Genomic DNA, 21622 nt, shown 5'->3' with positions numbered 1-21622 from the left:
CCTATATAACTAGGCCAGTTTATAAACCAATATTGCGATAAAAAAGTATAATCACTGCTTTCGCTAGTTTTATATCGCTAAACAGGGTTGAAGCTAATTCGATTATTTAAAAATAAATTTGCCTAGGGTATGAGTTTCTGTTATTTATACCGCCGGCTAATGCTGAGGCATTAAATTAAGGATTTAGGAGAGAGTTATGCCAGACCAAAAAAGACATGGTTTATTGGCTCAAGCCGGTTTAGAACCATACCAAGAAAAACCGGGTGAAGAGTATATGAATGAAGCACAACGTGCTCATTTTAGAACGATTTTAGAAACTTGGCGTAATGATTTACGTAACGAAGTTGACCGTACAAAATCGCATATGCAAGATGAGGCAGCTAACTTTCCTGATCCAGTTGACCGCGCCGCACAAGAAGAAGAGTTCTCGTTAGAGCTTCGTACTCGTGACCGTGAGCGAAAATTAATTAAAAAAATTGAAAAAACAATTACTTTAATTAAGGAAGACGATTTTGGCTTTTGCGAATCATGTGGCATCGAAATTGGTATTCGCCGTTTAGAAGCACGCCCTACTGCCGATTTATGCGTAGATTGTAAAACACTTGCAGAAATTAAAGAAAAGCAATCCGGACGCGGCTAATTAAGTTATCCCCATGTCCTCTACAGCCGCTGTAGCACAAGTATCTGATTATCGTGGCCGATTTGCACCGTCGCCTTCGGGATCGTTACATTTTGGCTCGCTTGTGGCGGCTGTAGGTAGCTACTTAGATGCAAAAATTAACCAAGGGACATGGTTAGTTCGCATTGAAGACATAGACACTCCTCGCGTCGTCAAAGGCGCCGCCACCGATATCCTAAATACCTTAGAAGCCTATAGTCTTAATTGGGATGAAGACGTTGTCTATCAAACTCAGCGCCTCAACATTTATCAAGATGCAGTAAATTCACTGTCAGAGCAACAGCTAACTTATGCTTGCCAGTGCTCTCGTAAACAAATAAAAGCACTTGGCGGAATTTATCAAGGGCAATGTAAACACAGCCAACTGAGTGAACAAGGTCATGCCCTTCGCTTAACTCAATGCCATGCAACCGTGGCTTATAACGACCTTATTCAAGGGCATATTGAAGTAAACTCAGCCCTTGCACATGAAGATTACATTATAAAACGCAGCGACGGTTTATTTGCCTATCAACTAGTGGTGGTTATTGACGACATTGAGCAAAAAATTACGCGTGTTGTCCGTGGGGCCGATTTAATTGAGCCTACCGCACGCCAAATCAGTTTATTTAAACAGCTTAATCGTCCTATTCCACAGTTTGCACATTTACCGCTGGCGGTTTCTAAGCCTGGGTTTAAGCTTTCCAAACAAAATTATGCTCCCGCTATTTGTAAACAAAACCCCAAACCCACTTTGATTAGTGCATTTAACTTTTTAGGCTTGCCAGTTAATGAGTCATTAATGGATTTAACCACCGAGCAGTTACTGGCGTGGGGGGTAGCTAATTTCAACTTGGAGCGGGTTCCAGCTATGCGCGAAATGCAGATTTAATCCTCTTCAACTAAATAAGTGTCATAAATTCAAATAAAATCGTTAAAAATGGCTTAATTTCAGTGCTGCAACTTAATTTTTCTACCTTGCTGGTATATGATAGCCGCCTAAATATGTGCTAATTACATTAAACAGTCAGTAGAGTGCTATGGGTACTTACTCACTGTCGTTTTGATTGCAATGGCGATTCAATCAACCGCTTCTCTAGGAGACAGACTATTATTTCCAAGCTTTTTCAATTTTGTCGACAAATTATTGGCCCCAGTGCCAGTACCGAAAAGGTCGCAATCAGCAGTGAACCGTTAGTGTTCCCTCGAGGTGAGCATGGTATTTCTCGCAAACAATTTAGCCCGAATGCAATCAAAGTGCTCTACCGCTTAAAAGATGGTGGCTATGATGCCTATTTAGTGGGTGGTTGTATTCGCGATGTATTGTTAGGCCAACAACCCAAAGACTTTGATGTTGTAACCAATGCGACCCCTGATCAAGTAAAAAAACTATTTAGAAATTGCCGTTTAATTGGCCGCCGCTTTCGTCTAGCACACATTGTTTTTGGTCGTGAGATCATTGAAGTGGCCACTATGCGTGGTCATCACGAGGCGCAAGAAGATAAAAATCAAATCAGTCAGTCAAGCGAACATGGACAATTGCTTCGCGACAACGTATTTGGCAGCATTGAAGAAGATGCTGAACGCCGTGATTTTTCAATTAACGCTTTATACTACTCTATTAACGATTTTTGTATTTATGATTACGCCAATGGTTTAGCGGCTATAAAGGCCAAGCAAATTGAGTTAATTGGCGACCCTGAAACACGTTACCGGGAAGATCCGGTGCGTATGCTTCGCGCAGTGCGCTTTGCAACTAAACTTGATATGCAAATAGCGCCTGCAAGCGAAAAACCCATTACCGAATTAGCGAGTTTGCTTGATAACATTCCCCCAGCGCGTTTATTTGAAGAAATACTCAAACTATTTTTAAATGGCAAAGCACAACAAAACTTTTTAATGCTGCGCAAGTACGGGTTATTTAAATCCTTGTTCCCTGAGCTAGACCTCATACTAGATAAAAACCCAGGTGGATTGGAAGAGGTTTTCATTAAACAAATGTTTGCCAACACAGACATGCGTATTAATGCCGAGAAAAAAGTGACGCCTGCGTTTATATTTGCAGCGCTTCTTTGGTTCCCATTGGTTGAGCGTACAGAGAAAATTCAACGCCAAGAGCAACTTTCTCACTACGATGCGTTTTCTCAAGCAATTAATAGTGTGCTGAGTGAGAATGCCCAGCATATTGCCGTGCCAAAACGCTTTACCTTAGGCGCACGTGATATTTGGCATATTCAACAACGCTTAGATAAACGAGCTGGCCAACGTGCCTATCGCTTATCACAACAGCCACGCTTTAAAGCCGCTTATGACTTTTTACTACTGCGCGTTGATGCAGGTGAAACACAACATAGCGAACTGGCACAGTGGTGGACACAGTACTTAAGCCAAGATATCAATGGTCAAAAAGAAATGGTGCGAGAATTGGGTCATCAAGGTGGACCAAAAACACGTAAACGACCTCGCCGCCGCACGGTTAAAAAGCCAGCTGAGTAAATAATGCAACCTGTCTATTTGGGGTTAGGTGCAAACCTTAATACTCCTAAAAAACAACTTGATAACGCTATTGTTGCGCTTAAAAACTTACCTAACTGTGAGTTTATAAAGTGCTCGCACTACTATGCGAGTAAACCTATGGGGCCGCAAGATCAACCCGATTATATCAATGCGGTTGCCTGTATTAATACCTCGCTAGCGCCAGAGCAACTACTCGATTTAACCCAAGCCATTGAGCTGGAGCATGGTCGAGTCAGAAAGGCTGAGCGCTGGGGCGCTCGCACACTGGATATTGATATTTTATTATTTGGTGAGCAAATTATAAATACCGAACGTTTAACTGTGCCCCATTATGGGTTAAACGAAAGAGAATTTGTTGTTTACCCGCTGCAAGAAATTGCACCTGAATTGATTTTACCAAGCGGTTTATCTATCAAAAAGATAACCAATAACTTACCGCTTAACGACTTACAACAATTACCGCTGTAATTAACCAAGGCCACTGTCTGCGAGAATATTATGTCTAAAATAACGGTTTCAACTTTAAATAAAATGAAAGCTAAAAGTAATAAAATCACTGCGTTAACAGCTTATGATGCCAGTTTTGCTAAGTTATTTCATGAAAATGGCGTTGAAGTTGTGTTAGTGGGTGATTCTTTGGGTATGGTATTACAAGGGGGTGATGACACACTCGCTGTGACAAACCAAGAAATTGCGTATCATACTCGCTGTGTACGTGCTGGAAGCCGTGATTTGTTTGTTATTGCTGACCTACCATTTATGACCTATTCAAACCCCAATGATGCCTGTAAAAATGCCGCAGAGCTAATGCGTGCGGGGGCGAACATGGTCAAGCTTGAAGGCGGTGAATGGCTACATGACAGCATAAAATCACTCACTCAACAAGGTATTCCGGTGTGCGGCCACTTAGGCCTTACACCTCAATCTGTGCACGTATTTGGTGGTTTTAAAATCCAAGGTCGTGAAGAAGCACAAGCACAGAAGATTATTGCCGATGCGAAAGCATTAGAAGCCGCAGGCGCACAACTATTAGTACTTGAATGCATTCCAAGTGCCTTAGCAAAACGTATAACTGACTCGCTAAGCATACCTACTATAGGCATAGGAGCGGGTAATGTAACTGATGGCCAAATTTTGGTTATGCACGATTTAGTCGGTATTTCTGCAGGTTATATTCCTAAGTTTTCAAAAAACTTTTTACTCGAAACAGGTAACATGCCTGCCGCTGTTAAAAAGTATTGTAACGATGTTAAAAACAGCGTATTTCCAAGCGCTGAACACGAGTTTAAATAATGCAGTCAATCACTGAAATAAAATCATTACGAAGTCAAGTTAAAGCATGGCGTCAAGCGGGGCTAAGTGTTGCCCTAGTTCCTACCATGGGCAACTTACACCGTGGTCACTTTTCACTGGTCGAAAAAGCAAAAACATTGGCCGACAAAGTGGTAGTGAGTATTTTTGTTAACCCAATGCAATTTGGTGCTAACGAAGATTTAGACAGTTATCCGCGTACCTTAAATGCTGATAAGCAGGGTTTAGCTGATCTCGAAACTGATATTGTGTTCACCCCAAGCGTAGAAACTATTTATCCTAATGGCCTAGGAGCTCAAAGTTTTGTTGATGTCCCGGGTATTTCAATGGGTTATTGTGGAGGTTCACGTCCTGGTCACTTTAAAGGGGTTGCGACAATTGTCACTAAACTGTTTAATTTAGTGCAACCTGACTACGCCTGTTTTGGTGAAAAAGACTTTCAGCAACTACAAGTTGTTAAAACCATGACCAAGGATTTATCGATACCGATAGAAATTATTGGCGTACCAACCATGCGCGAAGTTAGCGGCCTTGCCATGAGTTCACGCAATGGCTATTTATCAAATGATGAAAAACAAACGGCCACAGCTTTATTTAACACCTTAAAACACTGTGCTGAGCAGCTTAAAAGCAGTAATAAAGAATTTACAGCGCTTGAAAGTGATGCCAAAACAAGGTTAATTAACGCAGGCCTAAAACCAGATTATTTTTCGATAGCTCAACGAGATACATTAAAAGCTGCTACACTTGATGACAAACGATTTGTAATTTTAGCTGCCGCCTATTTGGGTAGCGTTAGATTAATCGACAATATTCAAGTCGACGTTTAATGCTGGTGTAGCCTTACTTTAAGGATAAGCATGAATACTTTCATTAAAATTTCGCTAGCAGCTTTTTCATTTGTAATATTTGCAGGGTGCCAGAGCCAAACAACCAATCCCGCACTTAATCAATGTGCTCAACAGAGTTATCAATGTGAAATTAGCTGTGAGCAGCAAACAACCATCGATAGCTTAAAAGCGCAGGTTTGTTCATCTAAATGTATTGAGGCGTATAATCAATGCAAGGTGCAAGCTGAAAATTTAAGTAAAGCTGACTAATTCCAATCGGCATAAATTGTAAAACAAAAAAAACCGCTCAGTGAGCGGTTTTCTGTTGTTTACTTATAAACTGTTTATTGTAAGCCTAACTTTTTAAGTTCCAGTTCAACTAACTGAGCCGTTAGAGGGATGTAACCATCTTTTTCTACTATTTTTTGACCCGCTTGTGAAAGTACCATTTTTAAGAACTCTGCATCAATAGGTGAAAGTGGCTTGTTAGGATGCTTGTTAATGTATATGTATAAAAAACGCGACAGTGGGTATTTACCTTGCGCTACATTTTCAAACGTTGCGTCTACAAAATCAGTGCCTCTTTTAGCAAGTGGTACGGTACGCACACCTGATGTTAAGTAACCAATTCCAGAGTAGCCTATTGCATTTAACGATGATGAAATTGACTGTACAACAGAAGCTGAACCCGGTTGCTCGTTTACAGTGTTACGAAAATCACCTTTACATAATGCTTCTTTTTTGAAGTAACCGTAGGTGCCCGATACAGAGTTACGTCCGTATAACTGCACATCTTTTGCAGCCCAATCACCGGTTAACCCTACATCGCTCCAACGATTTACTTGCTCTGATGCGCCACATTTACGTGTTGATGAGAAAATAGCATCGACTTGCTGAATACTTAACCCCTCAATAGGGTTATCTTTATGAACAAATACCGCCAATGCATCAACTGCTACACGTACTTGAGTTGGCTTATAACCAAAACGTTTTTCAAATGCTTCTATCTCTTTTGATTTCATAGCACGGCTCATAGGAGCCATATTTGCAGTTCCTTCGGTTAGCGCTGGTGGCGCAGTCGAGGTGCCTGCGGCTTGAATTTGAATATTTACATTTGGGTAAATGCGTTTATATTCTTCAGCCCAAAATGTCATCATGTTTGCTAATGTGTCAGAGCCAACTGATGAGAAATTACCCGAAACACCACTGATTTTTTGATATTCAGGAATACCGTCTTCTAATGCGATTGCTTGTGCAGATACAAATGTTGTAACAGCCACACCCATAGCGGCAACTAAATTTTTAAACTTCATTTTGGGGTTCTCCAATTTGTTCGTCCCATTAACTAACTGTGTTTCACTCTATAGCCAGCACATGACAATGGTATGACTATTAAATGACACTTTTATGACTACCCACTAATGGTGAAAAAGAAATAACCCTATCGTTTAAAAACGTAAAAGAAAAACAAGACCCTTTACCCAGTTCACTGTCAATTTTTAGTTGGCTACCATGACGTGTCAGTACATGTTTAGTAATAGCAAGCCCTAGCCCTGAGCCACCTGTGGTGCGGCTTCTGGCTTTATCCACTCGGTAAAAGCGCTCAGTTAGTCGGTTTATATGTTCTGGCGCAATACCATCACCATTATCAGTCACACTAAAGTATGCTTGTCCATTATTGCGCTGCCAACATACCTCAATTTTGCCACCCGGTTTAGTGTAATAAATAGCATTGAAGACTAAATTTGAAAATGCACTTCTTAGCTCATCTTCAGCACCGGTAATATCAAGTGATGTATCGATATTAAAAACAAGCTGGTGGCCTTTATCTTGATTAATGGAGCGTGCTTCAGTTTCAATCAATGTGAGCAATTGCGGAACATTAATAGCTTTATCCTTATCGTGTTGTTTTGCGCCTTCTATTCGCGATAAAGAAAGTAATTGATTAACTAAACTTTCCATCCGCTTGCACTGCTCTAGCATGGTATTTTGTGCTTTATTCCACATTGCAGGTGGGGGCAATGCATCACCATCAAGCATCTCAAGGTAACCCGCTATTACCGTTAAAGGTGTTCTAAGCTCATGAGATACATTAGCAACAAAGTCCTTGCGCATTTGTTCTAATCGCTTTAACCGGGTAATGTCGCGTATTACAACAAGTAACTGAGTATTCGCATAATGCATCACCCTAAACTCGAGTATTTGCTCATCATTATGACCACTTTCAAGCTCCAGCGCATCGCTAAATTCCCTACGACGCATGTATTTTGCAAATTTAGGATCGCGAATTAAATTATCTAACCGTTGTCCATGATCGCCAGGCCACTGCAAACCTAATACTGTAAGTGCTAACTGGTTACACCAGACAATAGATAAATTATTTTGCAACACAACAACCGCATCGGGGACGGCTTCTGCACCATCACGAAAGCGGCGTATCAGCTCAGCCAGCTCATTGCGCTTTTTACGATTACGGTTTTGTAACTGATAAATACCTTCAAATACTTGCTCCCATGAGCCCTCCCCTTCGGGTGGGTTAAAACTGCGTTGATTATGCAGCCAATCACTTAAGCGATAAAGTTGGTGGTAGTGCCACATAAGTAGCGTAAAAGAGCCCAAAAACAGCATCAAAAATGGAGCATTAATTAACACTCCAATTAAAAGTAAAGGGATAAAATAGACAAACAGCCGCTTTGTTAACGCCCGTTTGTTAATAACTCGATACATACACGCTTTTTACCTTATAAACGCTAGCAGACAGGTTGACTGAACTAGGTTAATAGATTGTGACTTACTAAGCACACTATAATTTACTCGAAAAGCGATAACCCGCTCCGCGTACTGTTTGTACCAAACGGTCGTGTCCAAGCGTAGAAATCGCTTTACGCAAACGGCGAATATGAACATCGACGGTTCTGTCTTCAACGTACACGTTAGTACCCCAAACATGATCAAGTAATTGTTCACGGCTATAAACACGCTCTGGATGGGTCATAAAAAAGTGTAACAGTCTAAACTCTGTAGGCCCCATATCCAGCTCATTATCGCCTGAGGTGACACGATGCGAAATGGGATCTAAACGTAAACCTTGTACTTCAATGGCTTCCTCAAGAGAGGTAGGAGCAACACGGCGAATAACGGCTTTAATCCGAGCCATAAGCTCTTTAGGTGAAAACGGTTTAGTAACGTAATCATCGGCACCCACTTCTAAACCGCGTATTTTATCTTCTTCTTCGCCACGGGCTGTGAGCATAATGATAGGGATTTGACGTGTGTATTCGCTTTGTTTAAATTTTTTAGCGATTTGAATTCCACTTCCCCCAGGTAACATCCAATCGAGTAACACCATATCTGGATAAGGTTCAACCATTGCCGCAATTGCAGAATCATAGTCTTGTGCTTCAATGGCTTGAAAGCCATTTTGTTCTAAAACAAAAACCAACATTTCCCTGATAGGTGCTTCGTCATCAACGACTAATACTTTACGTGACATTCCAATTTATCTCTTAGGCTATTGAGTAGGTTTCATTATTATGACTAAGTATGACATTTTTATTAAAGTGTAACGCGTAAATCAAAATGAGCGTAAAAAAAACACAAATTAGTGACAAAAAATTAAATATGTCATATTTTTATCATCTTAAGCAGTAAATAAAAAGTGGTTTTCAGTAAAATGGGTTAGCCATTAAAGTCACTGTTTATGCTATTAACATAAGATCATCAAATTACTAACTAGCCTAGTTTAAACACCTATTTGTTACGCTTAATAATAAAAAGTAGGCCCCGCGTAGCACTATTTAGATCTTGTTTATTATAATCTTAAATACCTGGATCAACGTTTTATCAAGTAGATCCCTTCACGGATCACTATTTTACCCACTAACAAAGTTAAACCAATGATTTTCTGTGTGATTTTTATCCATACGTTATGATATTCGACACTTAAAAGTGCAAAATGCATCACTTTAAGCCCTTCACTTAGTAAAGTAATGATCCCAGATAAGGTTAGTTAGTAATAGAGTGATCCCAAATTAATCGGTAAGTAAAATACTGATCTCCCACAGATCAAAAAAGCCAGTGCATACGCAACTGGCTTTTTATAATAAATGCGATAGATCGCTATTATAGGCTCATTATTTTATTTTTGGATTTAGCTCACCGCTTAAGTATTTAAGGTGCATTTCATCCAATGAAATTGGCTTAATTTTACTTGCTTGACCCGCTGTGCCAAACGCTTCGTAACGGGCGATACAAATATCAGTCATCGCTTGTGTTGCAGCCGCTAAAAATTTGCGAGGATCGAAGTTAGATGGGTTCATCGCTAAATGACGACGAATTGCACCGGTAGAGGCTAAACGTAAGTCAGTATCAATATTTACTTTACGTACACCGTATTTAATCCCTTCAACAATTTGCTCTACTGGCACACCATACGTTTCAGGAATTTCGCCACCGTATTGGTTTATCACTTCTAACCACTCTTGCGGTACAGAAGACGAGCCATGCATAACTAAGTGGGTGTTTGGAATACGTGCATGGATTTCTTTGATGCGATCAATCGCTAAAATATCATCGGTTGGTGGGCGCGTAAATTTGTAAGCACCGTGTGATGTACCACAGGCAATAGCCAGTGCATCAACATGGGTTTTATTTACAAAATCAGCCGCTTCTTCTGGATTCGTTAGCATTTGCTCTGTGGTCAGTTTACCCTCAGCACCAACGCCGTCTTCTTCACCCGCTTCACCGGTTTCAAGTGACCCTAATACACCTAGCTCACCCTCAACTGAAACACCACATGCGTGTGCCATTTCAACTGTTTTACGTGTTACATCAACGTTGTAATCGTAGCTTGAAGGTGTTTTACCATCGCTCATTAACGAGCCATCCATCATCACTGATGAAAAACCTAACTGAATTGAACGTTGACATACACCCGGTGACGTACCGTGATCCTGATGCATAACAACAGGAATATGTGGCCATTCTTCAACTGCCGCTAAAATCATATGACGAATAAAAGGTGCACCGGCATACGCACGTGCGCCCGCAGAACCTTGCACAATAACAGGGCTGTTTGTTTTATCAGCCGCTTCCATAATTGCGCGCATTTGCTCTTGGTTATTTACATTAAACGCGGGTACACCATAACCATGCTCAGCGGCATGGTCCAGAAGTTGTCGCATACTGATTAAAGCCATTGGGTATTCTCCAATTTATCGGTAGTTATTTTACTACCTAGTTTGAACGGATTTGTTAGTTTGGCGCAATCACTGCGCCATGAATTAAAAGGCAAATGACCTAAAATTCATATGATTAACGACTAAATAAAAGTGAGAGGTACTTACTCGTTAATTGTAACCGATGCGCTATTAACGCATCGGCTTTACGGCTAGCTAATACCCAAAAGTATTATTTAGCGCGTGATTCTAACATGGCAACTGCCGGTAATTTTTTGCCTTCTAAAAACTCTAAGAACGCACCACCACCAGTTGAAATGTACGATACTTTATCACTAATGCCGTACTTATCAATTGCCGCGAGCGTGTCACCACCACCAGCAATAGAAAATGCGTTTGAATCAGCAATGGCTTTTGCAATAGCACGTGTGCCATTACCAAACTGATCAAATTCAAATACACCTACAGGGCCATTCCATAAAACGGTGCCTGCATTTGCAATAATTTTTGCAAGTTTGTTTGCGGTATCAGGGCCAATATCAAAAATCATATCGTCGCTGGTCACTTCGCTTACATCTTTAAGTGTAGCTACAGCTGATTCTGAAAACTCATTCCCCACAACCACATCAGTGGGTACCGGAATTTCACCGTTGTTAGCTTTAGCTGCAGCGCACAAGCGGTTTGCTTCAGCCATTAAGTCAGCTTCATAAAGTGACTTACCGACAGGATGACCCGCAGCGGCAATAAACGTATTAGCAATACCACCACCGGTAACAAGTTGGTCAACAATTTTAGATAACGAATCTAATACGGTTAATTTAGTTGACACCTTAGAGCCCCCCACAATCGCCACTAGCGGGCGTGCTGGGTTATTAAGTGCTTTACCTAGCGCTTCAAGCTCAGCTGATAATAGCGGACCAGCACACGCCACATCAGCAAATAAACCCACACCATGAGTCGATGCTTGCGCGCGATGTGCCGTACCAAAGGCATCCATTACATATACGTCGCATAATGCAGCTAATTGCTTTGATAATGTCTCGTCGTCTTTTTTCTCGCCTTTATTAAAACGCACGTTTTCAAACACAACCACTTCATTATCTGCAACATCTACACCATTTAGGTAATCTTTTTCTAGCCGAACGGTTTGCTCAAGTGCATCATTTAAGTAATCGACAACGGGTGCCAATGAAAACGCTTCTTCGTATTGCCCTTCCGTAGGACGGCCAAGGTGTGACATAACCATCACTTTTGCGCCTTTCTCTAACGCTAGTTTGATAGTAGGTAACGCAGCACGAATACGTGCATCTGACGTCACTTTTCCTGCTTTAACGGGTACATTTAAATCTTCACGAATTAATACGCGTTTGCCGTTTAAATCTAAATCTGCCATTTTTATGACCGACATGAACATCTCCTTAGTTAACGATACTGAACCTAAAATATACGTTTAGAATATTACTTAAATGCCATCATAGCACGCGCGGTGTCAATCATGCGATTTGCAAAGCCCCACTCGTTATCACACCAAACTAATAACTTTATCAGCCGTTTATGACTAACACGTGTCTGTGTGCCATCTATAATACAAGAATGGGGGTCATGATTAAAATCAACCGATACCAACGGCTCTTCGGTATAACTTAAAATACCTTCAAGGCGATCTTTAGCTTGTGCTTTAAGCGCGCTATTAACCGCACTTAAATCAACATCTGTATTTACCGTTACACTTAAATCCATTGCGGTCACATTAATGGTCGGAACACGCACAGCAATGGCCTCAAAGCGGCCTTTAAATTTAGGTAAAATTCGGTCGATACCTCGGGCTAATTTTGTATCTACCGGAATAATAGACTGGCTGGCAGCACGCGTACGGCGTAAATCATGATGATACGCATCTATCACTTGCTGATCGTTCATTGACGCATGAATAGTAGTAATAGCGCCTGACTCAATGCCAAAGGCATCATCAAGTACTTTAATTACAGGCACAATACAATTCGTTGTACACGAACCATTAGAGACAATAGTATGCTCGGATTTAAGCTCATCGTCATTTATACCGTAAACAATTGTGGCATCTACATCATTATCAGCAGGATGTGAAAACAATACTTTTTTAGCCCCTGCTGTTAAATGCAGCTGCGCATGTTCACGGGAGTGGTATACACCGGTACATTCAAGTACTACGTCAACATCAAGGGTATGCCAAGGTAACTCCAGCGGATTTTGTTCACAAAATAATGCAATGGTGTCATTGGCAACCACTAGGGTGTCTTCACCTAAGGTTACAGGGTAAGCAAAACGGCCATGAGAAGTATCGTATTTTAATAAATGGGCAATAGCGTCAGGGTCGGCTAATTCGTTAATCGCAACAATTTTAATCTCGTCACTCAAGCCTGATTCGTATAGTGCACGGACAATATTTCGACCAATACGACCAAAACCATTAATTGCAAGTTTGATTGCCATGAAATATAAGATCCACTCTAGTTACGTTCAGAGAAAGGCCATGTCGCCTTTAGATGGCGGTATTGTAATCGACCTTGCCTGTGATTATAAGAGCCAAGCATTAGAAACTTTAAATTAACGTCGTAAATAACCACATCGTACTTTATCGTTGGGTTTTGCTTCGCTCTACCCAACCTACGTCAAGACGGCTACTTTTAGTGCTTTACCAACACTTATTCGATGGCACTGGGCTAGTAGCAATTCAGCAGTTGCTTGTGCATCGGTTAGAGCATGATGACAATGATAACTCGGTAAATCGTATCGTTTACGGCATTCATGAAGGGTTAAATCGTCTAGTTTTATATCGCTACCTTGTTTGAGTAGGCGCTTTTTTTCTATTTGTAAAGTATCGAGAATTAGCTTAGGACGCTGACTAATACCCGCATTTTTAAGTGCTAATTTTAAAAAACCCCAATCGAGCATGGCATTATGAAACACTAAAATGCAGTCACTAAAATGAGCACTTAAAGACATTAAAATACTTTTCAGGCTTTGTCCTTGCGTAAGTGAATTACTGCTGATGCCGTGAAAAACGGGGCTTTGCTCTAAACTTTTTACCTCTTTATTAACTAAATGCTGCGACTGACTGTTTTTAATACATTGATTATCAACCACTACCCAGGCAACCGATACAATTTCATGCAATTTAGGATCAAGCCCAGTTAGCTCTAAATCAATCACCAGATAACGCTGCTTTAGCGCGTTTTGCGCAAGCGCGTGGCGGCGTTTTAAATAACGAGTAATTAATTGCTTAATCATTATTTTACAAACTCCCACGCGCAAATTTAAACGCCGCGCCCTGCTGTGCTTGTTTTACTAAATAAAACGCCTCTTTAAGTTGGTGACGCTCTAACGAATTGAGTTTATCTGGGTTAATACAGTTACTGGGTAAACCTTCCTCATTTATTTGTGTGCGCAAACGCAACTGAGTTAAAAATCGCCAGCAATCTTTTAAATTGTAAATGTCTTCTTTGCTCAACAGCGAATATTTTAATAACGCATCAAGGCGCTCTTGTGTGTTAGCGCGGCGAATACCTACTTTTAATGCATAAAGCCGCGCTAGATCGTTAATGATCACCACTCCGCGTTTTTTAAGATCAATGTATTTGTGATGTTGCTGCGTTTTTTCGGTTTTAAAATTATTAAATAAGCCAATTGGCGCACTATTGGTGTTTACATCGCTGGCCATTGCCGCATAAAAAAGATCATTGCGAGAAATATCGGTTAACGCTTCACAAAACTGACTGTATAACGAGTTTGATCCTTCAATAAAGCGCAGATCAAAAAATATTTTACAATTGAGCATCGCTTGGGGTGTCGGGCTGGTGATCCAGCTTAAAAAACGCGCACGCCAATCACTGATACTCATTCTGCATGAATCACTACTGGCCATAATATTACCTGGGCAACGGCGAATACCGCATTCAACTAAGTTTTCACAAACAAATTCACCCATGTGTTTAAAGTAGGCGTGCTGCTCATCATTTAGGTCATCGGGTAGTAATAATCCGTTATCTTGATCAGAGTGCAGCGTTTGCTCTTCGCGTGCTTGCGAACCAAAGCAAATAAAACTAAAACTCGTGGGCGCAATGCCATGCGTTTGTTGAAATAAAAAAATGAGCCGTGAGGTCAATGCATCGGTTAAACCACTGAGTAATTTTCCAATCAGCGAAATATCGTCAATATTATTTGAAAAGCCTCGTAATAAATCAGGGATCTCTTTCGCATAACGTTTTAAATCAGCCACATTATGGGCTTTATAAATGCGACCAATAAGCTGCACCGGATCGCTTTTTTGTTGGCGTAACAAATCGTTACTCGTAAGCATTCCCAGAGGTTTATGGTTCTCGTTGAGCACTGGTAAGTGATGTATATTGTGTTTTAGCATTAAGTGCAATGCTGAAAACACGCGGTTATTCTCAAATATAAACTTAGGCTTGGTGGTCATAATGCTGTAAACCGCTTTGTCGGGGTCAACGTCATCAGCAAGCACTCGATTACGTAAATCACGATCAGTCACCACCCCCACAAGATGATCATTTTCGATGATCATCATCGATGATACGCCCTGTTCTTGCATTTTTTTCGCACAATAGCGAATACTAGTATCAGGAGAAAGCGTAATCGCTTTACGGCTCATGATCTGTGATATTTTTCGCTCTGACCAAGTATCACTGTTGCTTTTATAATGCGATGACAACAACCTATTTGCGTGAGCGCGAACAAAATACTGCTCAAAGGCTTTGTATTCTCGGCGTAAATAATCAAAGTGCGTTTGGTCGAGCATATACACTATGCCCTCTTTTTGTACTTCTAAGTGATTTTGTATTGCATCTCCCGTTAATAAACACGGGTAACCAAAATAATCGCCTTGAGTTAATCGCGTGACTGTATCGCCTTTACCATCCACTAAATCATATAATCCAGAGCGAATTAAAAATAATTTAGGGTGTTCACTATTAAGCCATTGCGTTTGGTTTTCTCGGGTTAAATAAATACTGTCGAGATGGTTTACATAATAATTGCAGGCGCTGTCTTGAAGTGCAGCAAATGGTGCTTGCTTAGATACAAATTGTGCGACTTCCTGTTGCTCTTTACTCATAAATCACCTTTATTAATATATTTAATTAATGTAGTCATTTTTTGAACAAATAAAAAGCCCGACTAAAGTCGGGCTTTGATGTGTAGTTTCATAATGTGTGAAGATTAATGAGCATGCGCTTCACTAGACCCTAAAGGGTTACGAATGCCTTCCACCATTTCTTGAATTTCTATTGGTGTCGGTTTGGTCATTTTCATAACAACCGCAGCTACTACAAAGTTAATTACCATACCGACTAAACCAATACCTTCAGGAGAAATACCTAAGAACCAGTATTCTGGGCTGTTTAGCTCAGGGCTAACAAATTTAAAGTAAATGATGTAAACCGCAGTAAAGGTAATACCGGTTACCATGCCTGCAATCGCACCAAATTTGTTCATTGATTTAGAGAAAATCCCCATAATAATCGCTGGAAAGAAGCTTGCCGCAGCAAGGCCAAAGGCAAAGGCAACAACCGAGGCCACAAAACCTGGCGGGTTAATACCAAAGTAAGCCGATATTACAATGGCAACCATTGCTGCTAACCTCGCTGCAAGTAATTCTTGCTTGTCGGTTATATCAGGTTTAAGTGTTCGTTTAAGTAAATCGTGCGATACCGAGGTTGAAATAACCAAAAGTAAGCCTGCCGTTGTAGAGAGCGCCGCGGCAATACCACCAGCAGCAACTAAGGCAATAACCCAGGCTGGTAAATCAGCGATTTCAGGGTTTGCCAGTACCATAATATCGCGGTCAACGTTAACTTCATTAGCGCTGTTTGGATCATCAATCTTACCCGCCGTATAAAACATTTTGCCGTCACCGTTTTTATCATTAAAGGTAATTAGACCTGTACGCTCCCAGTTTTTAATCCATGTAGGTGCCTCAGCATACGCTGTGCCACTGCCATCTTTACCGTTAATTGTGTCAATCATGTTTACCCGTGCAAACGAAGCAACAGCAGGCGCCGTTGTGTAAACAATCGCAATAAACACCAGTGTCCACGCCGCTGAAATACGCGTGTCTTTTACGCGAGGTACAGTGAAAAAGCGAACAATTACATGGGGTAAACCGGCGGTACCGACCATAAGTGCACCTGTGATTGCAAATACATCAATCATGCTCTTAGAGCCTTCAGTGTACTGTGCAAAACCAAGTTCAGTACTTAAGCCATCAAGTTTATCCAGTACATACACACCAGAGCCATCACTTAGGGTGGCACCAAAACCTGTTTGTGGGAAGAAATGACCTGTTGCCATCATTGAAATGAAAATAGCCGGTACTAAATAAGCAAATACTAGTACACAATACTGCGCAACTTGCGTGTAAGTAATCCCTTTCATGCCACCGAGTACAGCATAAAAGAAAACAATAATCATGCCTATGTATACACCCGTTTCAATTTCAACTTCTAAGAAACGAGAAAACACCACCCCTACCCCACGCATTTGGCCAGCAATATAAGTAAAGCAGATAAAGATAGCACATAAAATAGCAACCATACGGGCAGTACGTGAGTAGTAACGATCACCAATAAAATCAGGGACAGTAAATTTACCGAATTTACGCAAGTAAGGCGCTAAACACATAGCAAGTAATACATAACCACCTGTCCACCCCATTAAGTAAACACTTCCATCGTAACCCGCAAACGAGATAATACCTGCCATTGAAATAAATGAAGCAGCGCTCATCCAATCTGCAGCGGTTGCCATACCATTAGCCAGTGGCGGTACACCCCCACCAGCAACATAAAATTCATTTGTAGACCCAGCACGGGCCCAGATTGCAATGCCAATATAAAGCGCAAAGCTTAAACCGACAATTATAAATGTGAGTATTTGAACATCCATTGCTTAGCTCCTATTCGTCTACGCCATATTTTTTATCTAACGTATTCATTTTGAAAACGTACACAAAAATCAAAGCTACAAAGGTATAAATCGCGCCTTGCTGGGCGAACCAGAAGCCAAGTTTAAACCCAAAAAAACGTACCTCGTTCAGTACATCAACCAGTAATATGCCAAAGCCAAAAGAGACCACAAACCAGACTGCTAATAACTTAAACAGTAATGAAATGTTCTCGGCCCAATAAGCTTTTGCTTGTTCTTCATTTTTAAAAGCCATTTTATTTTCCCCTTTAACCATCGCAGTATTACGATGGGTGGTTTTTTATATTCGTTTATCAATTTAGCAACGCTAAACAAATATTGAATTGCGACGATGGTCGTAACAACCTATTAACGTTTACGTAAACTGTGAGCAGGCAATTAATAAAAAATCAATGAACTACTTTATTTTCAGTAAGTTAATTAATTTATTGGCGAGGTGAGCACGTTATTTTTTGAATAAGCGGTGGGAATAAGACATTAGTCTAACTAAATAACTAAAATAAAATAAAGTAATATAAATCATAAACTTAATTTTATTTATAGATAATATAAATAAAATGTATACCCCCCGACTTAATCCACAGCAAGATTTGTAAATAGGGTATAGTGTATAGTTGCATGTAAATTATAAAAACACTCCACAAGGTTAATGAACATGACGGCTATATTACTCATTGTTGCTTTTGGCTACATAGGCGTGCTGTTTTGGCTGGCAAATTGGGGGGATAAAACCACGCCACTTGCCAAGCGTATTAGCCATCACCCATTTGTATATTCATTTGCACTGGGTATTTACTGTACCTCATGGACTTACTATGGCTCGGTAGGCACTGCAGCCACCAGCAGTTGGAGTTTTTTGCCTATTTTACTTGGCCCCGCCCTGCTGTTTTTTTTCGGCCAAGGTTTTTTACGTAAACTGGTATTGGTAAGTAAAAAGCAAAATATAACCACTATTGCTGATTTTATTTCAGCCCGCTACGGCAAGCGCCAAACCACGGCGGTAATGGTCACTATTATTGCCTTATTAGCCACCATTCCCTATATTGCGCTGCAATTAAAAGCGCTCAGTTCTAGTTTTTTACTCCTGCAAAATAGTAATCAAATATCGGGGGATATTTTAGCGCTATCGGCCACCTTAATGATGGCACTATTTGCTATCTTTTTTGGCACACGCAAAGTCGATGTAACCGAGTATCGCTCAGGATTAATGTTGGCTGTGGCGTTTGAATCGCTGATAAAACTGCTTGCCTTAGCCGCCGTGGCTGGGCTTGCAATAGTCAGTTTATTTAATTTACCCAAAGAAAGTGCCGCCCCAGTCAGCGAATCAATTTGGTTACATTGGGCGCAGTTCGATTTTTTTAGCTTTAACTTTATTGGCCAGTCACTAATGGCAGCCGCGGCTATTATTTGTTTACCCCGTCAATTTCATGTAACCGTGGTGGATAACCTAGATAAACGTCATTTATTTACAGCTCGCTGGGCTTTTCCACTGTATTTGTTATTAACCGCGGCCATGATTTTACCAATTGCTACCGCCGCAATTCATCCAGAAATAGGCCGTAGCTTTTCACCAGACAGCTTCGTTCTGGCCTTACCTATGCTGCATAGCAACGCCTTTTTAACCACCTTTGTATTTATTGGCGGGCTTTCTGCTGCTACCGCTATGATAGTAGTAGCAACGCTTACCCTCAGTACGATGATCTCAAACGATGTAGTATTGCCTTTAATGTTACGCCGTAAATTCAAACGTAATTTAATTACCAGCAGCTACAAATCTCGCATTTTATTAGTGCGCAGATTTACCATTGCAGGGGTGCTTATATTGGCGTATTTCTATCAGCAATGGTTTGGTAATGGCAGTGCACTGGCCAGTATGGGATTAGTGGCTTTTTCACTGGTATCGCAATTATTGCCTGCTATTGTCGGTGGATTATATTGGCGTAAAGGTCATGCCTATGGTGTTTATGCTGGGCTACTCGCTGGAATTATTTGCTGGGTATTGTTTTTAATGTTGCCCATTTTAGAGGCCCCTAATCCACTTAACAGTGAGCTACAACAAACCCTAATAACCCGAGGCACGTTAATAGCCCTATTCGCCAACATAGGCTGTTACATTAGCTTTTCGCTTGGGGCTGAAGAGCGCTTAATTGATAAAATTCAAGCAGCCGCATTTGTTAATCCAAAAGATCAAGCGATTTTATCTCGCCGCTTAAATAAAAATGTTAAAGCCACGGTTTACGACTTCAAAATTTTATTACAAACCTTTTTAGGCATTCAACGCAGCCAGCAAATTTTATCCCATTACGCACTACATCATGATTTAAACGATGATAACGCACATCCTCGGGCCGACTTTATTGCTTACTGCGAGCGTGCGCTTACTGGGGTATTAGGTGCCTCTTCTGCGCAAGCACTTATTCATACTGTGTCATCTGGTAAACGAATGGCGTTTGAAGAAGTGGTTAACTTTTTTGATGAAACCACACAAGCGCTACAGTTTAATCAAAACTTACTATTTACCTCGTTAGAAAACTTAAGCCATGGGCTATCGGTTGTCGATAAAGACCTAAAGCTGGTTGCTTGGAATAAGCGCTACAGCGAAATGTTTAACTACCCGGAAGGGTTTTTACAAGTAGGTCAACCGATTGAGGAAATAATACGGTATAACGCAAAGCGTGGTGAATGTGGCCCCGGCGAAATTGACCGCCATGTTGATAAACGCGTGCAGCATTTAAAAAATGGTAGCTCACATCACTTTATTCGTCATCGTCGTAACGGCCAAGTGTATGAGATGATAGGCAACCCACTTCCTGATGGCGGCTTTGTAACCAGCTTTTCTGATATAACCAACCACATTAGTACCCAAAACGCGCTCGAAGAAATTAATATGGACTTAGAAAACCGCATTGAAGCACGCACTCAAGAAGTACAAACGATTAATACTAATCTACAAGCGCAAATAGATAGCCGCGTCCAAACAGAGCAAGCACTCACTTTAGCCAAACGTGAAGCAGAGCAAGCTAATGATAGCAAAACCCGTTTTTTAGCACTGGCCAGTCATGATATTTTACAGCCGCTAAATGCAGCACGTTTATATCTCGCGGCGATTGATGAAACTAAGTTAGATGACACTAATAAAAATAACTTTAATAAACTGGGTGATAGCCTAGATTCAACCGTGCATTTAATGTCGGCCTTACTCGAAATAGCAAAATTAGAACAAGGGGCAATGACCCCAAGCCCTCGTCATTTTTGTATTGATGATATTTTAGACCCCCTTAAAAGTGAATATGCGATTTTATCAAGCGATAAAGGGCTGATATTCAAAGTGCGTTCAAATAAACAAATAGTACACAGCGACATCACTTATTTACGCCGAATACTACAAAACTTACTGTCAAATGCGATTAAATACACCGATAGTGGCCAGGTGTTAATTGCCTGTAGAAATAGAAAACATAGCTTGCGTATTGAAGTATGGGATACCGGCCCAGGCATTAGCGATAGTGAGCAGGCAAAAATATTCAACGACTTCTATCGAATTGAAGCGAGCGACAACAAAGGTGTGGGCTTAGGTTTAGGGGTGGTTAAACGTATGGCCGATTTACTGAGCCTACCAATTGATGTGCGCTCGTTACCCAATAAAGGCAGCCGATTTAGCATTGAAGTTCCCTATGGTGATGCTCAATTAGTACAACAAAAACAAACCAGCCAAAATATAGTCGACAACCGCGCCGCTATTAATATTATTGCTGTTGACGACGACCCAGAGAATCTTGCCGCCATGGCCAGCTTATTGAAAAAATGGCAAGCAAATTACACGTTATTTGATAACGTCAATGCGGTGTTAACTCATGCAAAGACACAAAATGCACCTGATGTTATTTTAATGGATTATCAATTAGGTAACGAGTGGGATGGTATTACCTTAATTAAAACACTAAGAGAGATTTGGCAAAGTGATGTTCCGGCTATTTTAATTACCGCAGTGCGTGACACTGAACTAAAACAAACCACCAAAAATGAAAACATTCATTATCTGAGTAAACCGATAAAGCCAGGCAAACTCAAGGCCCTGCTTAATCACAGTACGTAAAAGAGGTTAAACCATAAACCCGCAATTATTGGTAGGCTTATGGTTTTAAAAA

18 protein-coding genes are annotated in these 21622 nt (G+C 40.8%); 8 read left to right on the top strand and 10 right to left on the bottom strand.

Features of this window, described 5'->3' with window-relative positions; translation table 11 throughout:
* Window positions 1-196 precede the first annotated feature (196 nt).
* From dksA to AC6H44_RS02660, 7 genes are all read left to right on the top strand, one after another.
* Window positions 197-640 carry an RNA polymerase-binding protein DksA gene (dksA, locus tag AC6H44_RS02690; protein ID WP_500737351.1) on the top strand — a complete coding sequence of 148 codons (444 nt, stop codon included), beginning with the start codon at window positions 197-199 and terminating at the stop codon, window positions 638-640.
* 13 nt (window positions 641-653) lie between these two features.
* Window positions 654-1550: a tRNA glutamyl-Q(34) synthetase GluQRS gene (gluQRS, locus tag AC6H44_RS02685; RefSeq protein ID WP_500737350.1), complete on the top strand. Its 897-nt coding sequence runs from the start codon at window positions 654-656 to the stop codon at window positions 1548-1550.
* Between the two features lie 254 nt (window positions 1551-1804).
* Window positions 1805-3154 carry a polynucleotide adenylyltransferase PcnB gene (gene pcnB, locus AC6H44_RS02680; RefSeq protein ID WP_500738361.1) on the top strand — a complete coding sequence of 450 codons (1350 nt, stop codon included), beginning with the start codon at window positions 1805-1807 and terminating at the stop codon, window positions 3152-3154.
* 3 nt (window positions 3155-3157) lie between these two features.
* Window positions 3158-3643 (top strand): 2-amino-4-hydroxy-6-hydroxymethyldihydropteridine diphosphokinase, encoded by a 486-nt coding sequence (gene folK / locus AC6H44_RS02675; protein WP_500737349.1) that lies wholly within the window; start codon window positions 3158-3160, stop codon window positions 3641-3643.
* 30 nt (window positions 3644-3673) lie between these two features.
* On the top strand, window positions 3674-4468 hold the full coding sequence (panB, locus tag AC6H44_RS02670; protein WP_500737347.1) for a 3-methyl-2-oxobutanoate hydroxymethyltransferase: 795 nt from the start codon (window positions 3674-3676) through the stop codon (window positions 4466-4468).
* Window positions 4468-5316 (top strand): pantoate--beta-alanine ligase, encoded by an 849-nt coding sequence (panC, locus tag AC6H44_RS02665; RefSeq protein ID WP_500737346.1) that lies wholly within the window; start codon window positions 4468-4470, stop codon window positions 5314-5316. Before panB ends, panC begins: the two co-directional genes overlap by 1 nt.
* A gap of 30 nt (window positions 5317-5346) precedes the next feature.
* Window positions 5347-5586: a hypothetical protein gene (locus AC6H44_RS02660; RefSeq protein ID WP_500737344.1), complete on the top strand. Its 240-nt coding sequence runs from the start codon at window positions 5347-5349 to the stop codon at window positions 5584-5586.
* 74 nt (window positions 5587-5660) lie between these two features.
* Here the strand turns inward: AC6H44_RS02660 and AC6H44_RS02655 are convergent, their stop codons facing one another.
* The 10 genes from AC6H44_RS02655 to AC6H44_RS02610 form a co-directional block, all read right to left on the bottom strand.
* Window positions 5661-6629: a PstS family phosphate ABC transporter substrate-binding protein gene (locus tag AC6H44_RS02655; protein ID WP_500737343.1), complete on the bottom strand. Its 969-nt coding sequence runs from the start codon at window positions 6627-6629 to the stop codon at window positions 5661-5663.
* A gap of 79 nt (window positions 6630-6708) precedes the next feature.
* Window positions 6709-8043, bottom strand: coding sequence for a phosphate regulon sensor histidine kinase PhoR (phoR, locus tag AC6H44_RS02650; RefSeq protein WP_500737342.1), 1335 nt, complete (start codon window positions 8041-8043; stop codon window positions 6709-6711).
* A 76-nt stretch (window positions 8044-8119) separates the two neighbouring features.
* Complete coding sequence (gene phoB, locus AC6H44_RS02645) at window positions 8120-8809, bottom strand: phosphate regulon transcriptional regulator PhoB (protein WP_500737340.1); 690 nt, start codon at window positions 8807-8809, stop codon at window positions 8120-8122.
* A gap of 640 nt (window positions 8810-9449) precedes the next feature.
* Complete coding sequence (gene fba, locus AC6H44_RS02640; protein WP_008111197.1) at window positions 9450-10514, bottom strand: class II fructose-bisphosphate aldolase; 1065 nt, start codon at window positions 10512-10514, stop codon at window positions 9450-9452.
* Between the two features lie 211 nt (window positions 10515-10725).
* Entirely contained in the window at window positions 10726-11901 is a 1176-nt protein-coding gene (locus tag AC6H44_RS02635) for a phosphoglycerate kinase (RefSeq protein ID WP_500737339.1), read from the bottom strand.
* Between the two features lie 50 nt (window positions 11902-11951).
* Window positions 11952-12965, bottom strand: a complete 1014-nt coding sequence (epd, locus tag AC6H44_RS02630; RefSeq protein ID WP_500737337.1) for an erythrose-4-phosphate dehydrogenase — start codon at window positions 12963-12965, stop codon at window positions 11952-11954.
* Window positions 12966-13139: 174 nt separating this feature from the next.
* A complete protein-coding gene (locus AC6H44_RS02625) occupies window positions 13140-13763 on the bottom strand; it encodes a 3'-5' exonuclease (RefSeq protein ID WP_500737335.1) in 624 nt (207 codons plus the stop codon).
* Window positions 13764-13767: 4 nt separating this feature from the next.
* Window positions 13768-15606: a DUF294 nucleotidyltransferase-like domain-containing protein gene (locus AC6H44_RS02620; protein WP_500737333.1), complete on the bottom strand. Its 1839-nt coding sequence runs from the start codon at window positions 15604-15606 to the stop codon at window positions 13768-13770.
* A gap of 104 nt (window positions 15607-15710) precedes the next feature.
* Window positions 15711-17435 carry a sodium:solute symporter family protein gene (locus AC6H44_RS02615; protein WP_500737332.1) on the bottom strand — a complete coding sequence of 575 codons (1725 nt, stop codon included), beginning with the start codon at window positions 17433-17435 and terminating at the stop codon, window positions 15711-15713.
* A gap of 10 nt (window positions 17436-17445) precedes the next feature.
* Window positions 17446-17709, bottom strand: a complete 264-nt coding sequence (locus AC6H44_RS02610) for a DUF4212 domain-containing protein (protein WP_008464847.1) — start codon at window positions 17707-17709, stop codon at window positions 17446-17448.
* Between the two features lie 420 nt (window positions 17710-18129).
* On the opposite strand from AC6H44_RS02610, the gene AC6H44_RS02605 reads away from it, so the two are divergent.
* Window positions 18130-21570 (top strand): PAS domain-containing hybrid sensor histidine kinase/response regulator, encoded by a 3441-nt coding sequence (locus AC6H44_RS02605; RefSeq protein ID WP_500737331.1) that lies wholly within the window; start codon window positions 18130-18132, stop codon window positions 21568-21570.
* Window positions 21571-21622 lie beyond the last annotated feature (52 nt).

It is taken from the genome of Pseudoalteromonas sp. TAP-3C, assembly GCF_059888565.1.
The sequence above is the reverse complement of the archived record's forward strand: the minus strand, read 5'-3'. Positions and strand labels throughout refer to the sequence as shown.

Bases quoted from the DNA above. Each gene is read 5' to 3' on its own strand.
- dksA (WP_500737351.1), top strand. From the start codon at position 197: ATGCCAGACCAAAAAAGACATGGTTTATTGGCTCAAGCCGGTTTAGAA.
- AC6H44_RS02660 (WP_500737344.1), top strand. From the start codon at position 5,347: ATGAATACTTTCATTAAAATTTCGCTAGCAGCTTTTTCATTTGTAATA.
- AC6H44_RS02615 (WP_500737332.1), bottom strand. From the start codon at position 17,435: ATGGATGTTCAAATACTCACATTTATAATTGTCGGTTTAAGCTTTGCG.
- AC6H44_RS02635 (WP_500737339.1), bottom strand. From the start codon at position 11,901: ATGTCGGTCATAAAAATGGCAGATTTAGATTTAAACGGCAAACGCGTA.
- AC6H44_RS02625 (WP_500737335.1), bottom strand. From the start codon at position 13,763: ATGATTAAGCAATTAATTACTCGTTATTTAAAACGCCGCCACGCGCTT.
- epd (WP_500737337.1), bottom strand. From the start codon at position 12,965: ATGGCAATCAAACTTGCAATTAATGGTTTTGGTCGTATTGGTCGAAAT.
- gluQRS (WP_500737350.1), top strand. From the start codon at position 654: ATGTCCTCTACAGCCGCTGTAGCACAAGTATCTGATTATCGTGGCCGA.
- AC6H44_RS02655 (WP_500737343.1), bottom strand. From the start codon at position 6,629: ATGAAGTTTAAAAATTTAGTTGCCGCTATGGGTGTGGCTGTTACAACA.
- panB (WP_500737347.1), top strand. From the start codon at position 3,674: ATGTCTAAAATAACGGTTTCAACTTTAAATAAAATGAAAGCTAAAAGT.
- panC (WP_500737346.1), top strand. From the start codon at position 4,468: ATGCAGTCAATCACTGAAATAAAATCATTACGAAGTCAAGTTAAAGCA.
- phoR (WP_500737342.1), bottom strand. From the start codon at position 8,043: ATGTATCGAGTTATTAACAAACGGGCGTTAACAAAGCGGCTGTTTGTC.
- AC6H44_RS02610 (WP_008464847.1), bottom strand. From the start codon at position 17,709: ATGGCTTTTAAAAATGAAGAACAAGCAAAAGCTTATTGGGCCGAGAAC.
- phoB (WP_500737340.1), bottom strand. From the start codon at position 8,809: ATGTCACGTAAAGTATTAGTCGTTGATGACGAAGCACCTATCAGGGAA.
- AC6H44_RS02620 (WP_500737333.1), bottom strand. From the start codon at position 15,606: ATGAGTAAAGAGCAACAGGAAGTCGCACAATTTGTATCTAAGCAAGCA.
- folK (WP_500737349.1), top strand. From the start codon at position 3,158: ATGCAACCTGTCTATTTGGGGTTAGGTGCAAACCTTAATACTCCTAAA.
- fba (WP_008111197.1), bottom strand. From the start codon at position 10,514: ATGGCTTTAATCAGTATGCGACAACTTCTGGACCATGCCGCTGAGCAT.
- AC6H44_RS02605 (WP_500737331.1), top strand. From the start codon at position 18,130: ATGACGGCTATATTACTCATTGTTGCTTTTGGCTACATAGGCGTGCTG.